Below are 16,809 nucleotides of genomic sequence, written 5' to 3'. Positions count from 1 at the left end.
AAGATGTGTGGCTCCTTTATCTTTATCGCGAACCAGTTTAACCGGTCGATTAATGCTCGCCTTCAGTGTGTTAGGCGTATTGCTGATGCTGCTTGTTAGCTTAGGTAGCTTGAGTCTACATTGGCTAAAACAGGCCGATAGTTACTTGTACGAAGAGTCACTCCCCGCATCCCAAGCGGCGAGGCAGCTAGTGCAAGCTTCTAATGCCTTGTCCGATGGTGTGCAGCAGTTAGGGCGGGTAGAAGATGAGCGTCAACGGGAGTTTATTGGTCGTAAACTGAGCCTTGAAAGTGTCAATATGTTTAATGGCATCAAAACCTTAACTATATTGGATGTTAACGAAGGCCAAAATCTTAACCAGCTGGCCGAACAAATCATCAGCCAATTAACCTCACTGGGCAAAAGTGTGGGTAGGCGTTTGACCATGGGCGATGAACTGCAGCTTAAGGCCCATGATTTGTCCATCGCCGCAGGACATGCCTCCGAATTACTTCAATCTGAGCTCGCCGTCGTGAATTCTGCCATCTTGGCGAAGTTGAGTCAGGCCTATCCTGATATGGCAGGCGCGAAGCGCAGCGGCCGATTACTCGACGATGTGATTGAGGGCGAACTTGATATTCAAGAGCAACTCAATCGTGCCCTTAAGTTAGTTCATCAAATTGCCTTGTTAAGTCAGTTATTTGAATCCTCCGAATTGCAGTCAGAATTGCAATTAAGTGTGCCGAATTTGCTGGCGACGTTTGCAAGCACGAATCCTTCCCCGAGTTTTACGCTTCCTGAGCCTGAGATGGCGACGGCAATGGACAGGGCGCTTGCCCATAAGACGGATTCAGCGCTTGCTTCGAGTGACATTAATATCGATTTGATGGCACTCGATAATGTGCCCGAGATAATTCGCGATCCGGGGCGTTTGCAGGCGTTAAAAACCGAATTAGCAGTGTTGGCGCACACACCGCAAATCATTAAATTACAGCGGGAATTAAGCCAAACACTGCAGCAGCAACAGCGTCAGCAGCAAGAGTTAGCCGAAAAACTCTATGGACTTAATACGCTGGTGGATAGAGCCCTAAATCAACAGCAACAACAGGCTGAATTAGCACGTAGTGATTATCTACACCAATTGTCCCTTGCTAGGCTTGGGCTTTGGGGCACAGGTGCCTTGATGTTTGTGGTAATTGGCTTTGTGATCTATCGAGTCATTTATCGCGGTATCGCCCTTAGGTTAAATCAGGCGACCGAGGCTATGTCCCGCTTGAGCTTAGGTGACACGGACGTGAGTTTAGAGGCCCACGGTGATGATGAACTGACTGCGATGGCAAATGCTATTGAAGCCTTCAAGCGTAAAACTGCCCATAATCTTAAATTACAGGCTGATTTACGTCAGGTGGCAGATGAGTTGACCGAGCATAAAAAGGCGTTGGAGCAAACGGTTGCTGCCCGTACGCAGGAGCTGGCCGATACCAATAATCGCCTCGATGCCGAAGCCAAGGGCCATGCTAAAGCAAGGCAAATAGCTGAAGAGGCTAGTCAGGCAAAATCCCAATTCCTTGCGACCATGAGCCACGAAATTCGTACGCCTCTCAACGGTTTACTCGGTACATTAACTTTGCTCGGTCACAGTGATCTACCGCCAGCGCAGCAGCAAATGTTAGCGCTATCGCAATATAGCGGCACTTTATTACAAACCGTGTTGAACGATATTTTGGATTTTTCGCGCCTTGAACAAGGGAAACTCACCCACGAGCCAAGGCCAACCGATATCAATACTTTGCTCGATGAAGTGCTGGCGATCATGGTTGCGGGTGCAAATTTAGCTGGGCTCAGCCTCAAAATGAACAAGCCTAAGTTACCAAGCTGCATCAATATCGATGGGCCTAAGTTGCGCCAAGTATTGTTCAACTTAATCGGCAATGGCATTAAATTTACGCAAGAGGGCTGCGTGACGCTAACTGTTGGTCTGCAAGGCACCCAATTGTCCTTTGTCGTACAGGACACGGGCGTTGGTATTGTGCCTGCGGCACTTGATAAACTTTTTGTGCCCTACAGTGCTTTACCTAATCAAGGTCGCAGTCGCGGCACGGGTTTAGGGCTCGCCATTTGTAAGCAATTGGTTGAGTTAATGGATGCTAGCGGCCGCGGGATTTGGGTTAAAAGTCAGCCAGGAAAAGGCAGTGAGTTTGGTTTTGAACTCGCCTTTAATGAATGCGATATGACCTATGCCAAAGCGGTAAAAGAGAGGGTGTTAGTGCCAGCTCGCCAAGTGCTGGTGGTAGAAGACAATAAAGTGAATGCTATGGTGGCGCAGGGATTTTTAGCGCACTTAGGTCACAAGTCAGTGCTTGCTATCAGCTGCCAGCAGGCGCTTGAATTTGTTGAGTCTAGCGGCGTGGTTTTCGATGCTGTGATGCTGGATATTCAGCTCAGTGATGGCTCTGGAATTGATTTATTGCCGCAGTTAAAAATGTTGATCGCCAACCCTAATGTGAAGTTTGCCGCCTTTACCGCCCAAATGCAGAGCGAGGATTTACAGCATTACCGCGAGGTAGGATTTGATGCTGTATTGGCTAAGCCTCTAAGTCTACAAACCCTTACAGAATGGCTTGGCGTTGCGGTTTCTCCCTTGTCGGCATCCATTTCATCATCGACCGTGAATGACCTGTTATCTGCGCCGCCTCAAGTCACAACGGAAGCTAAGATTACAACGACAATAGCGGATGTCGATGATGAGCCGTTATTAGATCTCAAACAGTTAGCGCAGGATAAGGACGTACTAGGTAGCGAAGCTATGATGTCTATGTTTGACCTTTTTAGCGATTCGAGCCTTGAACAGCTTGCCAAGCTCTCGGTAGCGAATCCCAAGGAAGAGGTCGCCAAATTGCTGCACGGGCTTAAGGGCAGCAGTGCCAGTATGGGGCTGATAGCGTTAGCTAAATTATGTAAGGAGTTAGAGCTGGCGCTAAAAGCCAGTGCAAATAAAGACAGTGTAGATAAAGCCAGTGCAAATAACGCGTTGGAGCTTAGTGAATTTCAACGCCTTGAGTCTTGCAGGCAGGCATCCATTGCCGCCTTGAGCCAATGGTTAGGTATACAAAACGAGTAAACTCGTCTGCTCATCAACCTATTGGATAGCGTTAGTCTAAAGATAAGTCGCTCTAGAACGTTTAGCTAATCACCGCCACAGCGGGTTCAAGCTGTGCGATATCTTGCTTAACCCACGCTAAGGTGAGTGTGGCAACGGCACTATAAAAACCGTTTTTGTCGCATTGAGTGAGTTGGTTAATAAATTTTGCTAACCAGGAGTCGACGCAGGTTTGCAAAAAGCTTAATTGGACACTGTCTTCACTGTGACAACATAAGTGCGCCATATAGGCGAGCATTACGGCCAAATGGTCGGCGGGCTCAGGGAAATGACTCTGCACCTGCAGTTTGCTCTGGTGTAAAAATTCACTCATCTGCTGATGTTGCTGACCAAATAGCAGAGGTTCATCTTCGCCACTTAAATACAGGCTAGCATAGGGTGAAGCGCTGTGTTTGGTACCAACGAGAAATAAGCCGCAGTAATCCGCCGCGAGTTCGAGTAACGCTTCATCATCTTTTATCCCATTGAGCGTGCTGCGAATTTTATCCACTGACTGAGTGAGCTTAGCCTCTAGGCTAAGCTGTTCCCAGAATTGCTGCGCCGCTTCGCTGGTGAGTTCTTTAAGTCTTTGCTCGTCAACTTCGCGGGCGAACAGTGATGATAACAGCTGATAAACCAAGGCTCTGGCGTGGTTGATATCGACTTGACTCATTGTATATTCCTCAACACGCCCTAGTTTTGGCGCTAAGATTGGATGCTGAGACGCGCCGCGTTCGGCGCATCCAGCGTTTCGGTTCTAAGGTTAGATTTCGACTTCGATAGGGCCATCGAAGGAGCTGACCTTAGGCACTTTGCCTTGGTATTTCTCAAACTCGACTAAGCAAGTATAGGCTGAGCAAGCTTGGGCAAGTTTAGAGGTGCCTATGTCTAAAGTGAGGGTGTTAGGATCGCCATAACTGCACAGGGCGCCGACTTCTGCCCCACCTTCAGTGCTACCATCTTTACCTACTGGCCCATACCATGCGCCTTCGTGAATCCGCACAATACCAGTAGGGAAGTTGTCCGATATCACAGCACCTGCCAACAGTTGGCCACGGTCGTTAAAGACTCGCACTATATCGCCATCTTTGATGCCGCGCGCTTTTGCGTCGACAGGGCTGATATACACAGGCTCACGGCCATTGACTGCGTAGGTCTCGCGGTATTCTCGCGACTCACACATTTGCGAGTGTAAGCGCTTGTCTGGGTGGCATGACTGCAACCAAATCGGATGCTTGTCAGAGCCAGGGCCGCCATGGCTACGCTCGGTTTTCTCCATCCAAGTTGGGTGACCTTTACAGTCATCGTAACCGAATTGATCAATCTTACGGCTAAAGATTTCAATCAAACCTGAAGGCGTGCCTAGTGGATTGATTTCAGGATCGTTTCTAAAGTCTGCATGGCGCGTCCAGACTTCACCGTCACCAAAATGCACATAACCTTGTTTCCAGAAAGTCGCAAAGTCAGGCATCTCAAACTTGCCCGCGTTGGCGGCTTTACATTCGTTATAGAGGGTTTCTAACCACTCCATTTCGCCCATGTTACGGGTGTATTCTTTCTCTTTGCCGAGTACGGCGGCAAAGCGAGTGAAAATTTCAAAATCCGACAAGCTATCAAACAGTGGCTCAACCATCTTTTGCATGGCTAAAATACCGCGGTTAGCATAAGCGCCGTACACGTCGATATCGTTGCGCTCATAGGTAGTACAAGCGGGCAGTACGATATCCGAGAAGCGGCAAGTTGCCGTCCAGTTCACATCAACAGTGACCACACACTCAAGCTTATGGAAGGCTTGCTTCATACGGTTTCTGTCTTGGTGATGGTTCCAAGGATTATTACCCGAGAAAATCATCATCTTGATATCGGGATAAACCACTTTCGAGCCGTTAGCATCAATGGTTTTACCGGGTTCGAGAATCGCATCAATCCAGCGGGCAACCGGAATTGTGCTACTCGCGCCCTTGAAGTCTGAGCTATCAAATAGTGGCTTTTGATTTTCGTCCAAGTTACGGGGGAAAGCACCTGGCGCCGCGGCACCCGATGAAGGCACGCCGATACTCGAGTAGTGGTGACCATAACTGATGCCACCACCGGGTAGCCCGATTTGGCCGATCATGGTCGCCAGTACCGCCGCCATCCAATAGGGTTGTTCGCCGTGTTGCTGGCGCTGGATGCACCAACCCATCATGAACTGAGTGCGACCCTTCACTAAGGTTTTGGCTAAATCGCGGATAACATGGGCTTCAACACCACAGATAGGCGCGGCCCATTCTGGGGTTTTGGCTACGCCATCTTTAGTACCCATCACATAGGGCACAAACTCTTCAAAACCTAAGCTGTAGCCTTGGATAAATTTATCGTCGTAGAGCTTTTTGCTGATCATCTCGTGGGCGATGGCCAGCATTAAGGTCACATCTGTCTGTGGGTTAACGTAGAGTTGCTCACAGCCCAAATAGGCTTGGGTCTTAGTCACCACAGGGTCGATACTGATAACGCGGATCTTGCCTTGCTTCACTTTCTCTTTTAACTGCGCAAGATAAGCAAAAGATTCATGGGTTTCCGCATTCCAACCCACTTGCAGGTTCTTGTACGGATCGTTCGACCACAGCACGATAGTGTCGCTGTGTTCTAAGATCAGCGGCCATGAAGTGCCTTGGGCATACACTTCGGTTGAACCTAACACATAGGGCAGAATCGTTTGGCCTGCACCTGTGGAGTAGTCGCCGATTTTCTTCACATAGTTGCCGTGCATCCCCACCGCGCGTTGCATATGACTCGTGCTGGAATGCAGTTGACCCGTGGCGCGCCAACCGGTTTGACCCGCATGCAGACCTGATGGACCGTATTGGGTTTGGACTTCATCTAATGAATGCTTAAACAGTGTTAATGCCTTGTCCCACGTTACACGAACAAAGCGGAAATCACCCCGTTGATGGGTATTACTCTTATGACCTTTGAGTAAAAAATCTAAGCGCACCATAGGGTAACGTACACGCGATGGATTGTAGACCATGCCGCGGATGCCGTTAATCATATCCGTTGGATACTTATCTAAGTCGAAGGGTTTCACTTCGGCAATGACGCCGTTTTTGCGCTTCATTTTAAAGGCGCCGAAGTGTGAACCTGTGGTTAGCCATTCATCTTCATTGATGCCCGCTTTGGCTAAGGCATTTAAGGGCGCTAACACTGAGCTGCCACCTAAGACAACGAAAGAGGATGAGGCGATACCCTTTAAAAAGTCTCTTCTGTTCATGGTATTACTCCCGAATTAGTGCTCTTTTTTCACAAAAGTTGACGAATGTTCCTGCAGATATTTCTGCACTAGCGCTTGGGTGTCTTGGTCCATATTCACGAAGGCCAACATGCCTTGGAACATTCCCGGCCAAGTATTGGCGTCAAAGTGCGCCTCATCGGGTTGGGTATGGCAAACACTGCAGCTGGAGCGGAAGGTATCGCGGGCATAACCCCAAAGTGGTTGCAGCTCGGTCAGCAGATAATCCTTATCGGTCCAGATTTTTGCTTCGATACGCTGCCATTTAAGGCCTGTCATAGGATCTTCTTTTTCTTCAAAGGTTTGGATCACACCTTCGGTTTCGGCTGCGTCTTTGGTTAACTGTGCCGACAGAATGTTCACGCCAAAGTCCATGTAGATCACGCGGCCAGCACCAATCTTTTTACGCCAGCCATCGATGCCGATCTTGATGCGTTTGCCTTGGGTTTCGAGCACTTTGACTTTCGTTGCTACGTTGAGCGTGCCAGCTTCCACATCGCCTTTATCAGTGAAGAATAAGGGTTTAGTCAGGGCGCTATAGTAAGTTTGATTTGTTTCAACTGAGCTAACACCCGATCCGACTTCTGCAATCAGTTCTGGTGCGCGGGCAGTGCCCATTTCTGGTAAGTGGTGGGCAATACCTTTATGGCAATCGATACAGCTTTGGTCGATTTCTGCGGCGCGTTTCATCTGTTTTTGTGCCAGCGGTGACATGGCTTCCCATTTCATCGAGTTGTAGTTGTGGCAGTTTTTGCAGGCTAAGGAGTTGTCGCGGTCGAAACGTTTCCATTCACGGCTCGCCATTTCTAAGCGTTTGGCTTCGAATTTTTCAGGGGTGTTGACTGTGTTAAATAACCAGCCCCATACGTCGTGGGAGGCTTCCATCTTACGGGCGATTTTACGGCTCCAGTTATGGGGCACGTGGCAATCGGGGCAGGTGGCGCGAACGCCAGAATGATTCGACCAATGCACAGTTTCCTGCAGCTCTTGGTAGGGTTTGCTTTCCATACTGTGGCAGCTAATACAAAAAGCTTCGGTATTGGTGGCTTCGAGTGCAGTGTTAAATCCGCCCCAGAAGATGATACCCATGATAAAAGCGCTGATGCTGACGGCGCCTAAGGTCAGCGCTTTGGTGGGTTTGTTCAGTGTGCGCCAGAGGTTGGTTAACCACTTCATAATCGCGTCCTCAAAAAGTAACTATATGTTAAATAGATATAAATTAGTGGCCGACAACGCCGCCGAAGGCTTGGATCATCCAAATGATGAAGCCGTAAATACTGATCCCTGCGATAGTGAGCGCGGGGAAGAGTAAAAAGATGATGAACCCGAGCGCTTTTAATTCATTTTTGCGCGTGGATTTCTCTGATGTAGGTGTTTGTATGTTTGGCTTTGTCATTGGGGTCGACTCCGATCGAAAGCGATTTTTGATAGGAGTACTATAGAGGGGAGATATGAATGGACTTGCATGCTGTGATGAATGGGGTTTGACAATATATGAAAGATTATGAAAACTTTTTAAGGGCGTAAACTTAGCGCTGCTCTGGCAGACTTTGGTGGTGATTAATGTGAGTTCAATGGGCAGTTATTGCCGAGGGTAGGGCGGTTTTTTGAACAACTGATTTCGGCTTTTGCCGCTAATTTTTTATCGAAGTGCAGGTGATGTCTTAGCTATCTTTGGGAGATTCCAGTATCATCCGCGGCCAACAACGGCTGCGTCTACATGATTAATGGCTTTTTAATCATCGCGAAGCATCACTGCTTGCAGATCATGGATTTTTCCCACAGTAGGAAAATGATGTGGATCTCTCACCCAAGTCTGATGGATTTGGGGCTCTAATCTGCCGCAGCCAGCGTCGCCAATTGCGTTTTAGGGTAATTGGTACCGACCCCATTTTAAGAGATCACAAGGTATAACAACATTATGTCTGAGCAATTGAGTTCAACAGCCGTACCCTCTGGTTCGTTTCTGGACCGTTATTTTTCTATTCAACAACGTGGCAGCACAGTTCGCCAAGAAGTGATTGCGGGATTGACGACTTTCCTCGCTATGGTCTACTCAGTGATTGTGGTGCCAAACATGTTAGGCCAAGCGGGATTTGATCCTGGTGCCGTGTTTATCGCCACCTGTTTAATTGCTTCATTTGGTTCTTTGCTCATGGGTTTATGGGCAAATTTACCTATGGCGATTGGCTGCGCGATTTCGCTCACCGCCTTTACTGCCTTTAGCTTAGTGCTCGGTCAGGGCATGTCGATTCCGGTTACCTTAGGTGCGATTTTCCTAATGGGCGTGACTTTCACGCTTGTGAGCGTGACGGGTATTCGTCAGTGGGTGCTGGCTAATTTACCTAAGGGCATTGCCCACGGTACTGGCATAGGTATCGGCTTGTTTTTACTCTTGATTGCGACTAACAGCGTGCAATTGATTGTGGCTAATAGCGCAGGCTTACCGGTGAAGTTGGGCGACATTAACAGCCTACCTGTTATTGCTACTATTCTAGGTTTAGCGGCAACTATTGGTTTAGAGCGCCGTGGTGTACCTGGCGGTATTCTGTTGGTGATTATCGCGTTATCGGTATTTGGTTTAGTGTTCGATCCGAGCGTGAAATACCAAGGTTTGTTTGCCTTGCCTGATTTAACCTCAGAGCATTCACTGATTGGTCAGCTTGATATCATGGGCGCCTTTAATCCTGTGGTATTGCCTATCGTATTAGCGTTAGTGATGACGGCAATTTTCGATGCGACCGGCACTATCCGTGCTGTGGCTGGCCAAGCGAATTTGCTCGATAAAGACGACAATATTGTCGGCGGCGGCAGAGCCTTAACCTCAGACTCGGTCAGCAGCATGGTGGCGGGTTTAGTGGGCGGCGCACCAGCGGCTGTGTATATCGAGTCGGCGGCGGGTACTGCGGCGGGCGGTAAGACAGGTTTAACTGCGACGATCGTTGGCGTACTGTTTTTATTGATGATGTTTTTAGCGCCATTAAGCTATTTAGTGCCAGCCTATGCGACAGCACCTGCTTTGATGTACGTGGGTTTGTTGATGCTGAGTAACGTAGCAAAACTTGATTTTGACGATAAAGTCGATGCCATGGCAGGCTTAACCTGCGCTGTGTTTATCATCTTAAGTTGTAATATCGTCACAGGTATTATGCTGGGCTTCGTGACTCTGGTTGTCGGCCGTATTTGTAGCGGCGAATGGCGCAAACTGAAAGTAGGCGTGCTCGCCATTACCTTAGGTTTAGTGGTGTTTTATATGGGTGGTTGGGCGATTTAAGCGACATTAATTTATTAAGAATTCGTTAAGCTCAATCATTCGATCATCACTGAAAACAGAAGCGAGTGCAGTCTTAGGATTAGCACTCGCTTTGATTTTGTGCCCGGTATTCACAATAGGCCCGCAGTAAGTCTTTCCAAGTGACAATTCCAACCAATTTACCGTCTTCTAACACCGGCAAGCAGCCTATATCATTGTCTAACAAAATACGCGTTGCCGTGTCTAAATTGATGTGGGGCGCAACGGTAACCGGATTACGGGTCATCACTTGATGCACACGTTTTTGCAGGGTTTCTAAATCTCTTGCGGTTTCGGCGCTACTGCCCAAGTTGGGGCTAATGGCACGCAGCAGATCCCGCTCCGATAACACGCCTTCAAGTTGATACTCATCGACGACCAACAAGTGATGAAAGCTCGCTTGGTCGAAGATTTCCTTCGCCACAGTTAATCGGTCGTCCATTTCAACCGTGACGACTCGGGTACTCATAATATCGGCGATAATGATCGGCATGATGATCCCCTGATAAGCTTGCGCATCCTAGGATGCGCTCTGTTAATGCGCTGCATTACAGTTACTTATAACAGAGTGGTGCATGTTTAGCCAACACCCATTACAAAGTTTTAACTCAAAGATCTTGGACCTCTGGCTCATCATCCGCTGTGATTGGCATCCGCTCCGATTCGGGCAAGTGCGCGCCTATGTAGCGTTGATACTTTTTGCCTTTCAGTTTGTGGGTGTCCACCAGCACTAAGCCATCGATACAATCGCCAAAGTCGGCGTCGATACCAAAGGCGAGAAACTTAACACCATCAGCCTTACACAGCTCACCATATTGCTTATAAAGAGTCGGCACGGCGGCGCCCATACTCGCGAGTACTTGTTTGAGTTGCTTGAAGTTGCTCTGATAATCCTCGGAGAAATACAAATCATCTAACTTGGCTTTTTGGGATTTGGATAAACCAAAGGGCGACATGGAAACCGCCATCTGCTGCGCAGGCGCAAATTCCCGCGAGTAAAAGTGTACGAGCATTTCTCTGGCACTGCCGGGCAGTTGATTGCTGATAGACACTGGGCCAAATAGGTAACGGTATTCAGGGTGTTTGGCGAGATAAGCGCCTATGCCAAACCACAGATAATCTAAGCTGCGTTTGCCCCAATATTTAGGCTGTACAAAACTGCGGCCAAGCTCTAAACCTTGCTTCACGAAGGGCATAAAGCTGTCGGCGTATTGAAACAGCGATTGGCTGTAGAGGGCGTTTTCGCCGTATTTTTCTAAGACTTTGTCGCCACTGGCAAAACGGTAGGCGCCGACAATTTCAAATTGCTCTTTATCCCACAGCACTAAGTGCTGGTAGTAGGAATCGTATTTGTCGATATCGCGGCGTTTGCCCGACCCCTCACCCACGGCGCGAAAGGCGATTTCCCTCAGGCGACCAATTTCCCGCATGATGGGATTGCTGTCGTGGTGCTGGTATAGATAAATCAACTTGTTATCTTGCGTTTCCCCGAGCAGTTCGCATTGCTGTAGCGCCGCTTGCAGTTCGCGGCGCGATTCAGGGTGGGCGATAGCACTTTGGGTAATAAACAGCGGATCTTTATCTTTGCCGATACGATACAAGTGATTTTTAAGCAGTTTTATCTTGGTCTTGAGCGGAAAGTCCATCGAGCGCACGGCTTCATTGGGAATAAGCTCGCCAATGCGGATCGGCATATTGCGTTTGGCCTGTTTGAACATTTCCTTCACCAACAGCAGTGTGGCAAGTGGCTTGTAAATCATGGATGCGCCGTAGAAGGTCGCAGAGTTTTTGGCATCTAAAAATATCGGTAGTAAGGGCGCATTGCAGGAAATCGCCATTTTTAAAAAGCCAGAGTGCCACTGAGTATCTCGCACGCCGTTAGGGCGAAGGCGCGAAACTTCGCCCGACGGGAAAATCAGCACAGCGCCTTCGTTACGCAGGTGCTGGTGGATTTTTTCTAAATGCTGTTTCGGTGTGCCGCCCGTCATATTGCGCACTGGCAGTAAGATTGAGTGCAGCGGTTCCAGCGCCATCAAGAGTTCGTTGGCGACGACTTTGATATCAGGGCGAATTTCGCTGATGAGTTTGATCAGCGCTAAGCCATCGAGTGAACCTATGGGATGGTTGGCGAAGATCACCACTCGGCCTTCACAGGGAATATTTGCTATCTCATTGGCGGGTACGGTAAAGCTAAAGTCGAAACTCGCCAGCACTTGCTCGACAAAGTCCACGCCCTGTAAATAGGCATATTGATTGGCGATATCGTTGCATTGTTTTTCATTGAGCAGGTAACGCAGCATGGCCTTGGCGGGTTTAGCGAGCCAAGGTTTGTCGTTGATAGAAGGCAGATTTTGTTCAACCATATTATCAACGGTAAAAATCATGCTCTTCGCCTTAAGCGCTGGTGGCTGCACAGCATGGTTATTATGGTTAAGGTTGCTGTTTAGCGTCTGGTCATTGTGTTCCATAGCGTTATCTGATTGATGATTCATGTTATTTATTTGATTCATAGTGTTAGGCAACATCCCTTGGGCGAGTTTCGCCGGTATTTGTGTTTGGCATTTGCTGCGCTGCCGTTTTTTGTTGTTTGTTTTTGTGCGCCTCAGGCGGCTGTTGCACTAACGCTATGCTGCTGAGAATATCGAGATTGAGCGTTTGTTCATTCCAGCGACACAGCTGTAATTCACCGTTAAGGGTTTCTGTGATTAAGCTACAGTTTTCGACCCAGTCACCGTCGTTGGCGTAGATGATCTGCCGCTGCTCAGGCGTACTTTGGGGCGTGCAGTATTGTGCTGCTCTGGGGTGAGTCGAGAGTTCTGGCTGATGGATATGGCCGCAGATCACGCCGTCAACATCGAAATGCTGGGCATAGTTGAGCACCGCTTGGCGATAATGTCCGATAGCGGCTTGAGCCTTACCCACTTTGGATTTGATGTAACTTGCCAGTGACCAATAGGGATAACCTAAGCGTTCCCGAAGGCTGTGGAGATTGCGATTAAGGAACAGCAATAAGTCATATAAATGGTCGCCCAATATGGCGTAGAAGCGACCGACACACACATCGGCATCAAACTGATCCCCGTGGAGCATCAACAATTTATGGCCGCCAATCCCGTGGTGAATATGTTGGCGGGCAATTTTGATATTCCACAGGCTTAGCTCGGCATAGGGTTTGATCAGTTCGTCGTGGTTGCCCGGCAGATAAATCACTTGTGTGCCGTTTTGTGCCAGTTCAATGAATTTTTGTAGCACCTTATTGTGGCTATCGGGCCAATGCAGCTTACGTTTCAGCGCCCATAAATCGACTATGTCACCGACTAGATACAAGTGCTGACAACGCGCGGTTTCAAGCAAACTGAGCAGGTAGTCGGCCTTGCAATCTTTACAGCCTAAATGGATATCCGATAGCCAAAGGGCGTTAACTGTGGTGGTGTGGCTGTTCGTCGCATTGATTAAGCTGGAAATGGTTGGCGTTGAGAAGGAGACGGTGTTAATAGTGGATGGCTTATTGTGGGGATGGTTGAGTATGTGGCTAAGCGTGCGCTCAAGCCCTTTGTAGTTGGCTCCAGTCATCTGATTTTCACCCTATGCGGCTGTTGACTGCCTTAGAGAGTAGTCACGTGCTTTGACTGAATGATGAAGCTTAAGTGACATGCAGATGACAACAAGGTGGTTTAGCTTAGATTTAACCTGCCAAGATTCACATCAGGATACTGTTAGAGCCGATAGGTTGATTTAACTTACTTCTGCCCCAAGGCAAGTTAACTTTGTTGTCAGTTTGCAGCATGAATTGTCATTGTTTCCCCTGTGACTCGCCATAAACTCGTCCCTGAGGGCTCGACGACGGCATCCATGCCGCCAACGGTCACAGTTGCAACAATGCCAATCTTAATTAACACTTCTGCTGTTCGTTTAGCTAAAAAGCTATTGCCCCAAAGCTTGCCAGAGAAGCCTTCCGTTCTCGCCTAGCACCTCACCAACTTGACCTAAATTTTGTACTGCGACTGAGTGTTCAGAGAGGGTCTTCTTCCTTGCTCGTTTCATGGTTTAAAGTTACGCTACCATCAAAATGTCTCCAGAAACGATTTTGATTTCATCCTTAAGGTAAAGGGAAGTATCGTGTTAATTGATTATACAAAGTACACAGTGGACGAATTGTTGGATGTTAATGAAAATATTAATAAAGATAAGTATCCGGAAAGGTATAAACAATTATGTGATGAAATCCAACGTAGAAAAGATAGAGGGGAGTTCATAAAAAAGGAACATACGTTCGAAGATCTTCGAGACAATGAGGAAGATGATATCATTATCGAATTTTCATCTAATGGTTCAGTTATCGTTCGAACAATATTTCTTGTTGGCTTTTTCATTGTAAATGTTTTGGTTTTAGCTCTCTTATTGTTTAAATACAAGGGCTATCCATTTAGCACCACCAGTGTCAATATGTAGTAATGAAAACTTCATCGTATCTATTAAAAGCTGGCGTCGATTACCCTACAAATTGGGACGAATTTGTTGATTGGTTTCATGATGAACAATCTTGCACCAGCTACCTTTATGCACTTCGTTGGCCAAACGGATTCATTTGTCCAAGCTGTTCGAGCCATCAATCACCTTATCAGTTAAGTAATGGCAAGTTAAAATGTCATGCTTGCCGTTCTCAATGTTCAGTAACATCAAGTACACTTTTTGACAAAACAAGAACCCCCATGAAAAGTTGGTTTGCAGCTGTTTGGTTTTTTACAAATCAAAAGAATGGGGTCAGCGCTCTTGGAGTCCAAAGGCTATTAGGTCTTGGGAGTTATCAAACAGCTTGGTCTTTAATGCACAAGTTAAGATATGCCATGGTTGATCCTGAAAGAGATAAACTGTCCGGCATCGTAGAAGTTGACGAAACATTAATAGGTGGTGTCATTCCAAAATCATCTATTAAAAATCAACAGGGTAAACGTAAAGCTGTAGTTTTGGTGGCTGTTGAGCTGCTATCACCCTCTGGATTTGGGCGAATACGTTTAAGGCAAGTAGAAAGTGCAACTAAAGAACATATCCATCAATTCATTCAAGATGTAATAGAACCTGATAGCACAATTTGTAGTGATGGTTCTCAAGCATACAAACAAATAGACAAAAAAGGATATAAGCATAATCGGATAGTGCATTTAGGTTCATCTGTACCTGCACATGAAACAATGGCTGGGGTACATCGAGTCTCATCATTATGTAAAAGATGGCTTTTAGGTACGTATCAAGGCGCGGTAAAGGCTAAGCAACTTGATTATTATTTAGACGAGTTTACATTTCGCTTCAACAGAAGAAATTCAGATTCACGGGGATTATTATTCTACAGGTTGCTTGAACAAGCTGTGCGCTCTAAGCCAATAACGTACCAATCAATTAAAAATCGATAACCACAATATATAGTGGTTGGTTGTGCTAAGTGGATAGCCCTTTTAAATACACAGTGACTGATATATCAAAAGTACATAAGTATTCGACAATAATTGATTCTGTAGAATGCCGAAGAGAAGAAGTGACTTATAGCAAGTCAGATAGAGTCGATACGTACTTCCATCTAAATATCGTGTCATTCCCAGATTTGTTTACTGCCGATAGGATTAGCGAAATAAAGTGTAGAATGCTGGCAAGAGAATTGAATATTGGTACAAGGGTTTCAATCTGGCATGAAGATGGCTTAATTTTTCAATTAAAGTCTGATACTGAAATACTTCTATCATATCAATACATGAGACCCAATATTCAAGCAGTTCAAACCAGTGATTCTAGTTATTATTTGTTTGGTTTATTTATATTTTGGATTATGTTTTTTAAATCTCTAGTTAATGCATTCTTCCCAGGGACATTTACCAAAGACAAGTAGCTTTAGACGTATAAAAAGAGTGGGCTTCTCACGGTACATTTACAGCCCAAGCTTGCCCCAAAGCTTGCTAGCATTCATTTAGTGAGTCGAAAACGGACGAATAAATTGCCCTACAAAATCTCATCTATTTAACGAATGTTTGGCCCTACCGTAAAGCGACATAACAATGTATGGGTATAAGGGCTATCCACTTAGCACAACCAACCACTATATATTGTGGTTATCGATTTTTAATTGATTGGTACGTTATTGGCTTAGAGCGCACAGCTTGTTCAAGCAACCTGTAGAATAATAATCCCCGTGAATCTGAATTTCTTCTGTTGAAGCGAAATGTAAACTCGTCTAAATAATAATCAAGTTGCTTAGCCTTTACCGCGCCTTGATACGTACCTAAAAGCCATCTTTTACATAATGATGAGACTCGATGTACCCCAGCCATTGTTTCATGTGCAGGTACAGATGAACCTAAATGCACTATCCGATTATGCTTATATCCTTTTTTGTCTATTTGTTTGTATGCTTGAGAACCATCACTACAAATTGTGCTATCAGGTTCTATTACATCTTGAATGAATTGATGGATATGTTCTTTAGTTGCACTTTCTACTTGCCTTAAACGTATTCGCCCAAATCCAGAGGGTGATAGCAGCTCAACAGCCACCAAAACTACAGCTTTACGTTTACCCTGTTGATTTTTAATAGATGATTTTGGAATGACACCACCTATTAATGTTTCGTCAACTTCTACGATGCCGGACAGTTTATCTCTTTCAGGATCAACCATGGCATATCTTAACTTGTGCATTAAAGACCAAGCTGTTTGATAACTCCCAAGACCTAATAGCCTTTGGACTCCAAGAGCGCTGACCCCATTCTTTTGATTTGTAAAAAACCAAACAGCTGCAAACCAACTTTTCATGGGGGTTCTTGTTTTGTCAAAAAGTGTACTTGATGTTACTGAACATTGAGAACGGCAAGCATGACATTTTAACTTGCCATTACTTAACTGATAAGGTGATTGATGGCTCGAACAGCTTGGACAAATGAATCCGTTTGGCCAACGAAGTGCATAAAGGTAGCTGGTGCAAGATTGTTCATCATGAAACCAATCAACAAATTCGTCCCAATTTGTAGGGTAATCGACGCCAGCTTTTAATAGATACGATGAAGTTTTCATTACTACATATTGACACTGGTGGTGCTAAATGGATAGCCCTTATGGGTATACAGTCGTATTTAAATTTAGA

Annotated in this window: 12 protein-coding genes; 4 read left to right on the top strand and 8 right to left on the bottom strand. The window is 46.4% G+C overall.

What is annotated here, in order from left to right:
• Nucleotides 1-7: 7 nt before the first annotated feature.
• A complete protein-coding gene (gene torS / locus AC5YB3_RS05785; protein ID WP_494526733.1) occupies nt 8-3,100 on the top strand; it encodes a TMAO reductase system sensor histidine kinase/response regulator TorS in 3,093 nt (1,030 codons plus the stop codon).
• Between the two features lie 61 nt (nt 3,101-3,161).
• Here torS and torD read toward each other — a convergent pair whose 3' ends face one another.
• From torD to torE, 4 genes are all read right to left on the bottom strand, one after another.
• Nucleotides 3,162-3,791 (bottom strand): molecular chaperone TorD, encoded by a 630-nt coding sequence (gene torD / locus AC5YB3_RS05780; protein WP_494526732.1) that lies wholly within the window; start codon nt 3,789-3,791, stop codon nt 3,162-3,164.
• A 90-nt stretch (nt 3,792-3,881) separates the two neighbouring features.
• On the bottom strand, nt 3,882-6,371 hold the full coding sequence (gene torA / locus AC5YB3_RS05775) for a trimethylamine-N-oxide reductase TorA (protein ID WP_107404001.1): 2,490 nt from the start codon (nt 6,369-6,371) through the stop codon (nt 3,882-3,884).
• Between the two features lie 15 nt (nt 6,372-6,386).
• Nucleotides 6,387-7,565 (bottom strand): pentaheme c-type cytochrome TorC, encoded by a 1,179-nt coding sequence (gene torC, locus AC5YB3_RS05770; RefSeq protein WP_494526731.1) that lies wholly within the window; start codon nt 7,563-7,565, stop codon nt 6,387-6,389.
• 43 nt (nt 7,566-7,608) lie between these two features.
• On the bottom strand, nt 7,609-7,785 hold the full coding sequence (gene torE, locus AC5YB3_RS05765) for a trimethylamine N-oxide reductase system protein TorE (RefSeq protein ID WP_006082688.1): 177 nt from the start codon (nt 7,783-7,785) through the stop codon (nt 7,609-7,611).
• A gap of 525 nt (nt 7,786-8,310) precedes the next feature.
• On the opposite strand from torE, the gene AC5YB3_RS05760 reads away from it, so the two are divergent.
• On the top strand, nt 8,311-9,663 hold the full coding sequence (locus tag AC5YB3_RS05760) for an NCS2 family permease (RefSeq protein WP_063882613.1): 1,353 nt from the start codon (nt 8,311-8,313) through the stop codon (nt 9,661-9,663).
• A 79-nt stretch (nt 9,664-9,742) separates the two neighbouring features.
• Here AC5YB3_RS05760 and AC5YB3_RS05755 read toward each other — a convergent pair whose 3' ends face one another.
• The 3 genes from AC5YB3_RS05755 to AC5YB3_RS05745 all read right to left on the bottom strand — a co-directional run bounded on the left by AC5YB3_RS05755 (nt 9,743) and on the right by AC5YB3_RS05745 (nt 13,254).
• On the bottom strand, nt 9,743-10,174 hold the full coding sequence (locus AC5YB3_RS05755; RefSeq protein WP_006082686.1) for a CBS domain-containing protein: 432 nt from the start codon (nt 10,172-10,174) through the stop codon (nt 9,743-9,745).
• 115 nt (nt 10,175-10,289) lie between these two features.
• Nucleotides 10,290-12,065 carry a bifunctional ornithine lipid synthase OlsF gene (gene olsF, locus AC5YB3_RS05750; protein WP_459178796.1) on the bottom strand — a complete coding sequence of 592 codons (1,776 nt, stop codon included), beginning with the start codon at nt 12,063-12,065 and terminating at the stop codon, nt 10,290-10,292.
• 130 nt (nt 12,066-12,195) lie between these two features.
• On the bottom strand, nt 12,196-13,254 hold the full coding sequence (locus tag AC5YB3_RS05745) for a UDP-2,3-diacylglucosamine diphosphatase (RefSeq protein WP_494526730.1): 1,059 nt from the start codon (nt 13,252-13,254) through the stop codon (nt 12,196-12,198).
• Between the two features lie 546 nt (nt 13,255-13,800).
• On the opposite strand from AC5YB3_RS05745, the gene AC5YB3_RS05740 reads away from it, so the two are divergent.
• Both AC5YB3_RS05740 and AC5YB3_RS05735 read left to right on the top strand, forming a co-directional pair.
• Nucleotides 13,801-14,133, top strand: coding sequence for a hypothetical protein (locus tag AC5YB3_RS05740; RefSeq protein ID WP_494526729.1), 333 nt, complete (start codon nt 13,801-13,803; stop codon nt 14,131-14,133).
• Between the two features lie 2 nt (nt 14,134-14,135).
• Entirely contained in the window at nt 14,136-15,092 is a 957-nt protein-coding gene (locus AC5YB3_RS05735; RefSeq protein ID WP_494525734.1) for an IS1595-like element ISSod11 family transposase, read from the top strand.
• Nucleotides 15,093-15,782: 690 nt separating this feature from the next.
• Here the strand turns inward: AC5YB3_RS05735 and AC5YB3_RS05730 are convergent.
• Nucleotides 15,783-16,739, bottom strand: a complete 957-nt coding sequence (locus AC5YB3_RS05730; RefSeq protein ID WP_494525734.1) for an IS1595-like element ISSod11 family transposase — start codon at nt 16,737-16,739, stop codon at nt 15,783-15,785.
• Nucleotides 16,740-16,809 lie beyond the last annotated feature (70 nt).

This window comes from Shewanella sp. 1311, from assembly GCF_059338235.1.
Note: the sequence above shows the minus strand (reverse complement) of the source record. Positions and strands in the feature narration are given on the sequence as shown.

Coding starts and splice junctions, on each gene's coding strand:
- torA (WP_107404001.1), bottom strand. CDS start 6,371: ATGAACAGAAGAGACTTTTTAAAGGGTATCGCCTCATCCTCTTTCGTT.
- AC5YB3_RS05760 (WP_063882613.1), top strand. CDS start 8,311: ATGTCTGAGCAATTGAGTTCAACAGCCGTACCCTCTGGTTCGTTTCTG.
- AC5YB3_RS05730 (WP_494525734.1), bottom strand. CDS start 16,739: ATGAAAACTTCATCGTATCTATTAAAAGCTGGCGTCGATTACCCTACA.
- olsF (WP_459178796.1), bottom strand. CDS start 12,065: ATGATTTTTACCGTTGATAATATGGTTGAACAAAATCTGCCTTCTATC.
- torD (WP_494526732.1), bottom strand. CDS start 3,791: ATGAGTCAAGTCGATATCAACCACGCCAGAGCCTTGGTTTATCAGCTG.
- torC (WP_494526731.1), bottom strand. CDS start 7,565: ATGAAGTGGTTAACCAACCTCTGGCGCACACTGAACAAACCCACCAAA.
- torE (WP_006082688.1), bottom strand. CDS start 7,785: ATGACAAAGCCAAACATACAAACACCTACATCAGAGAAATCCACGCGC.
- AC5YB3_RS05745 (WP_494526730.1), bottom strand. CDS start 13,254: ATGACTGGAGCCAACTACAAAGGGCTTGAGCGCACGCTTAGCCACATA.
- AC5YB3_RS05735 (WP_494525734.1), top strand. CDS start 14,136: ATGAAAACTTCATCGTATCTATTAAAAGCTGGCGTCGATTACCCTACA.
- AC5YB3_RS05755 (WP_006082686.1), bottom strand. CDS start 10,174: ATGCCGATCATTATCGCCGATATTATGAGTACCCGAGTCGTCACGGTT.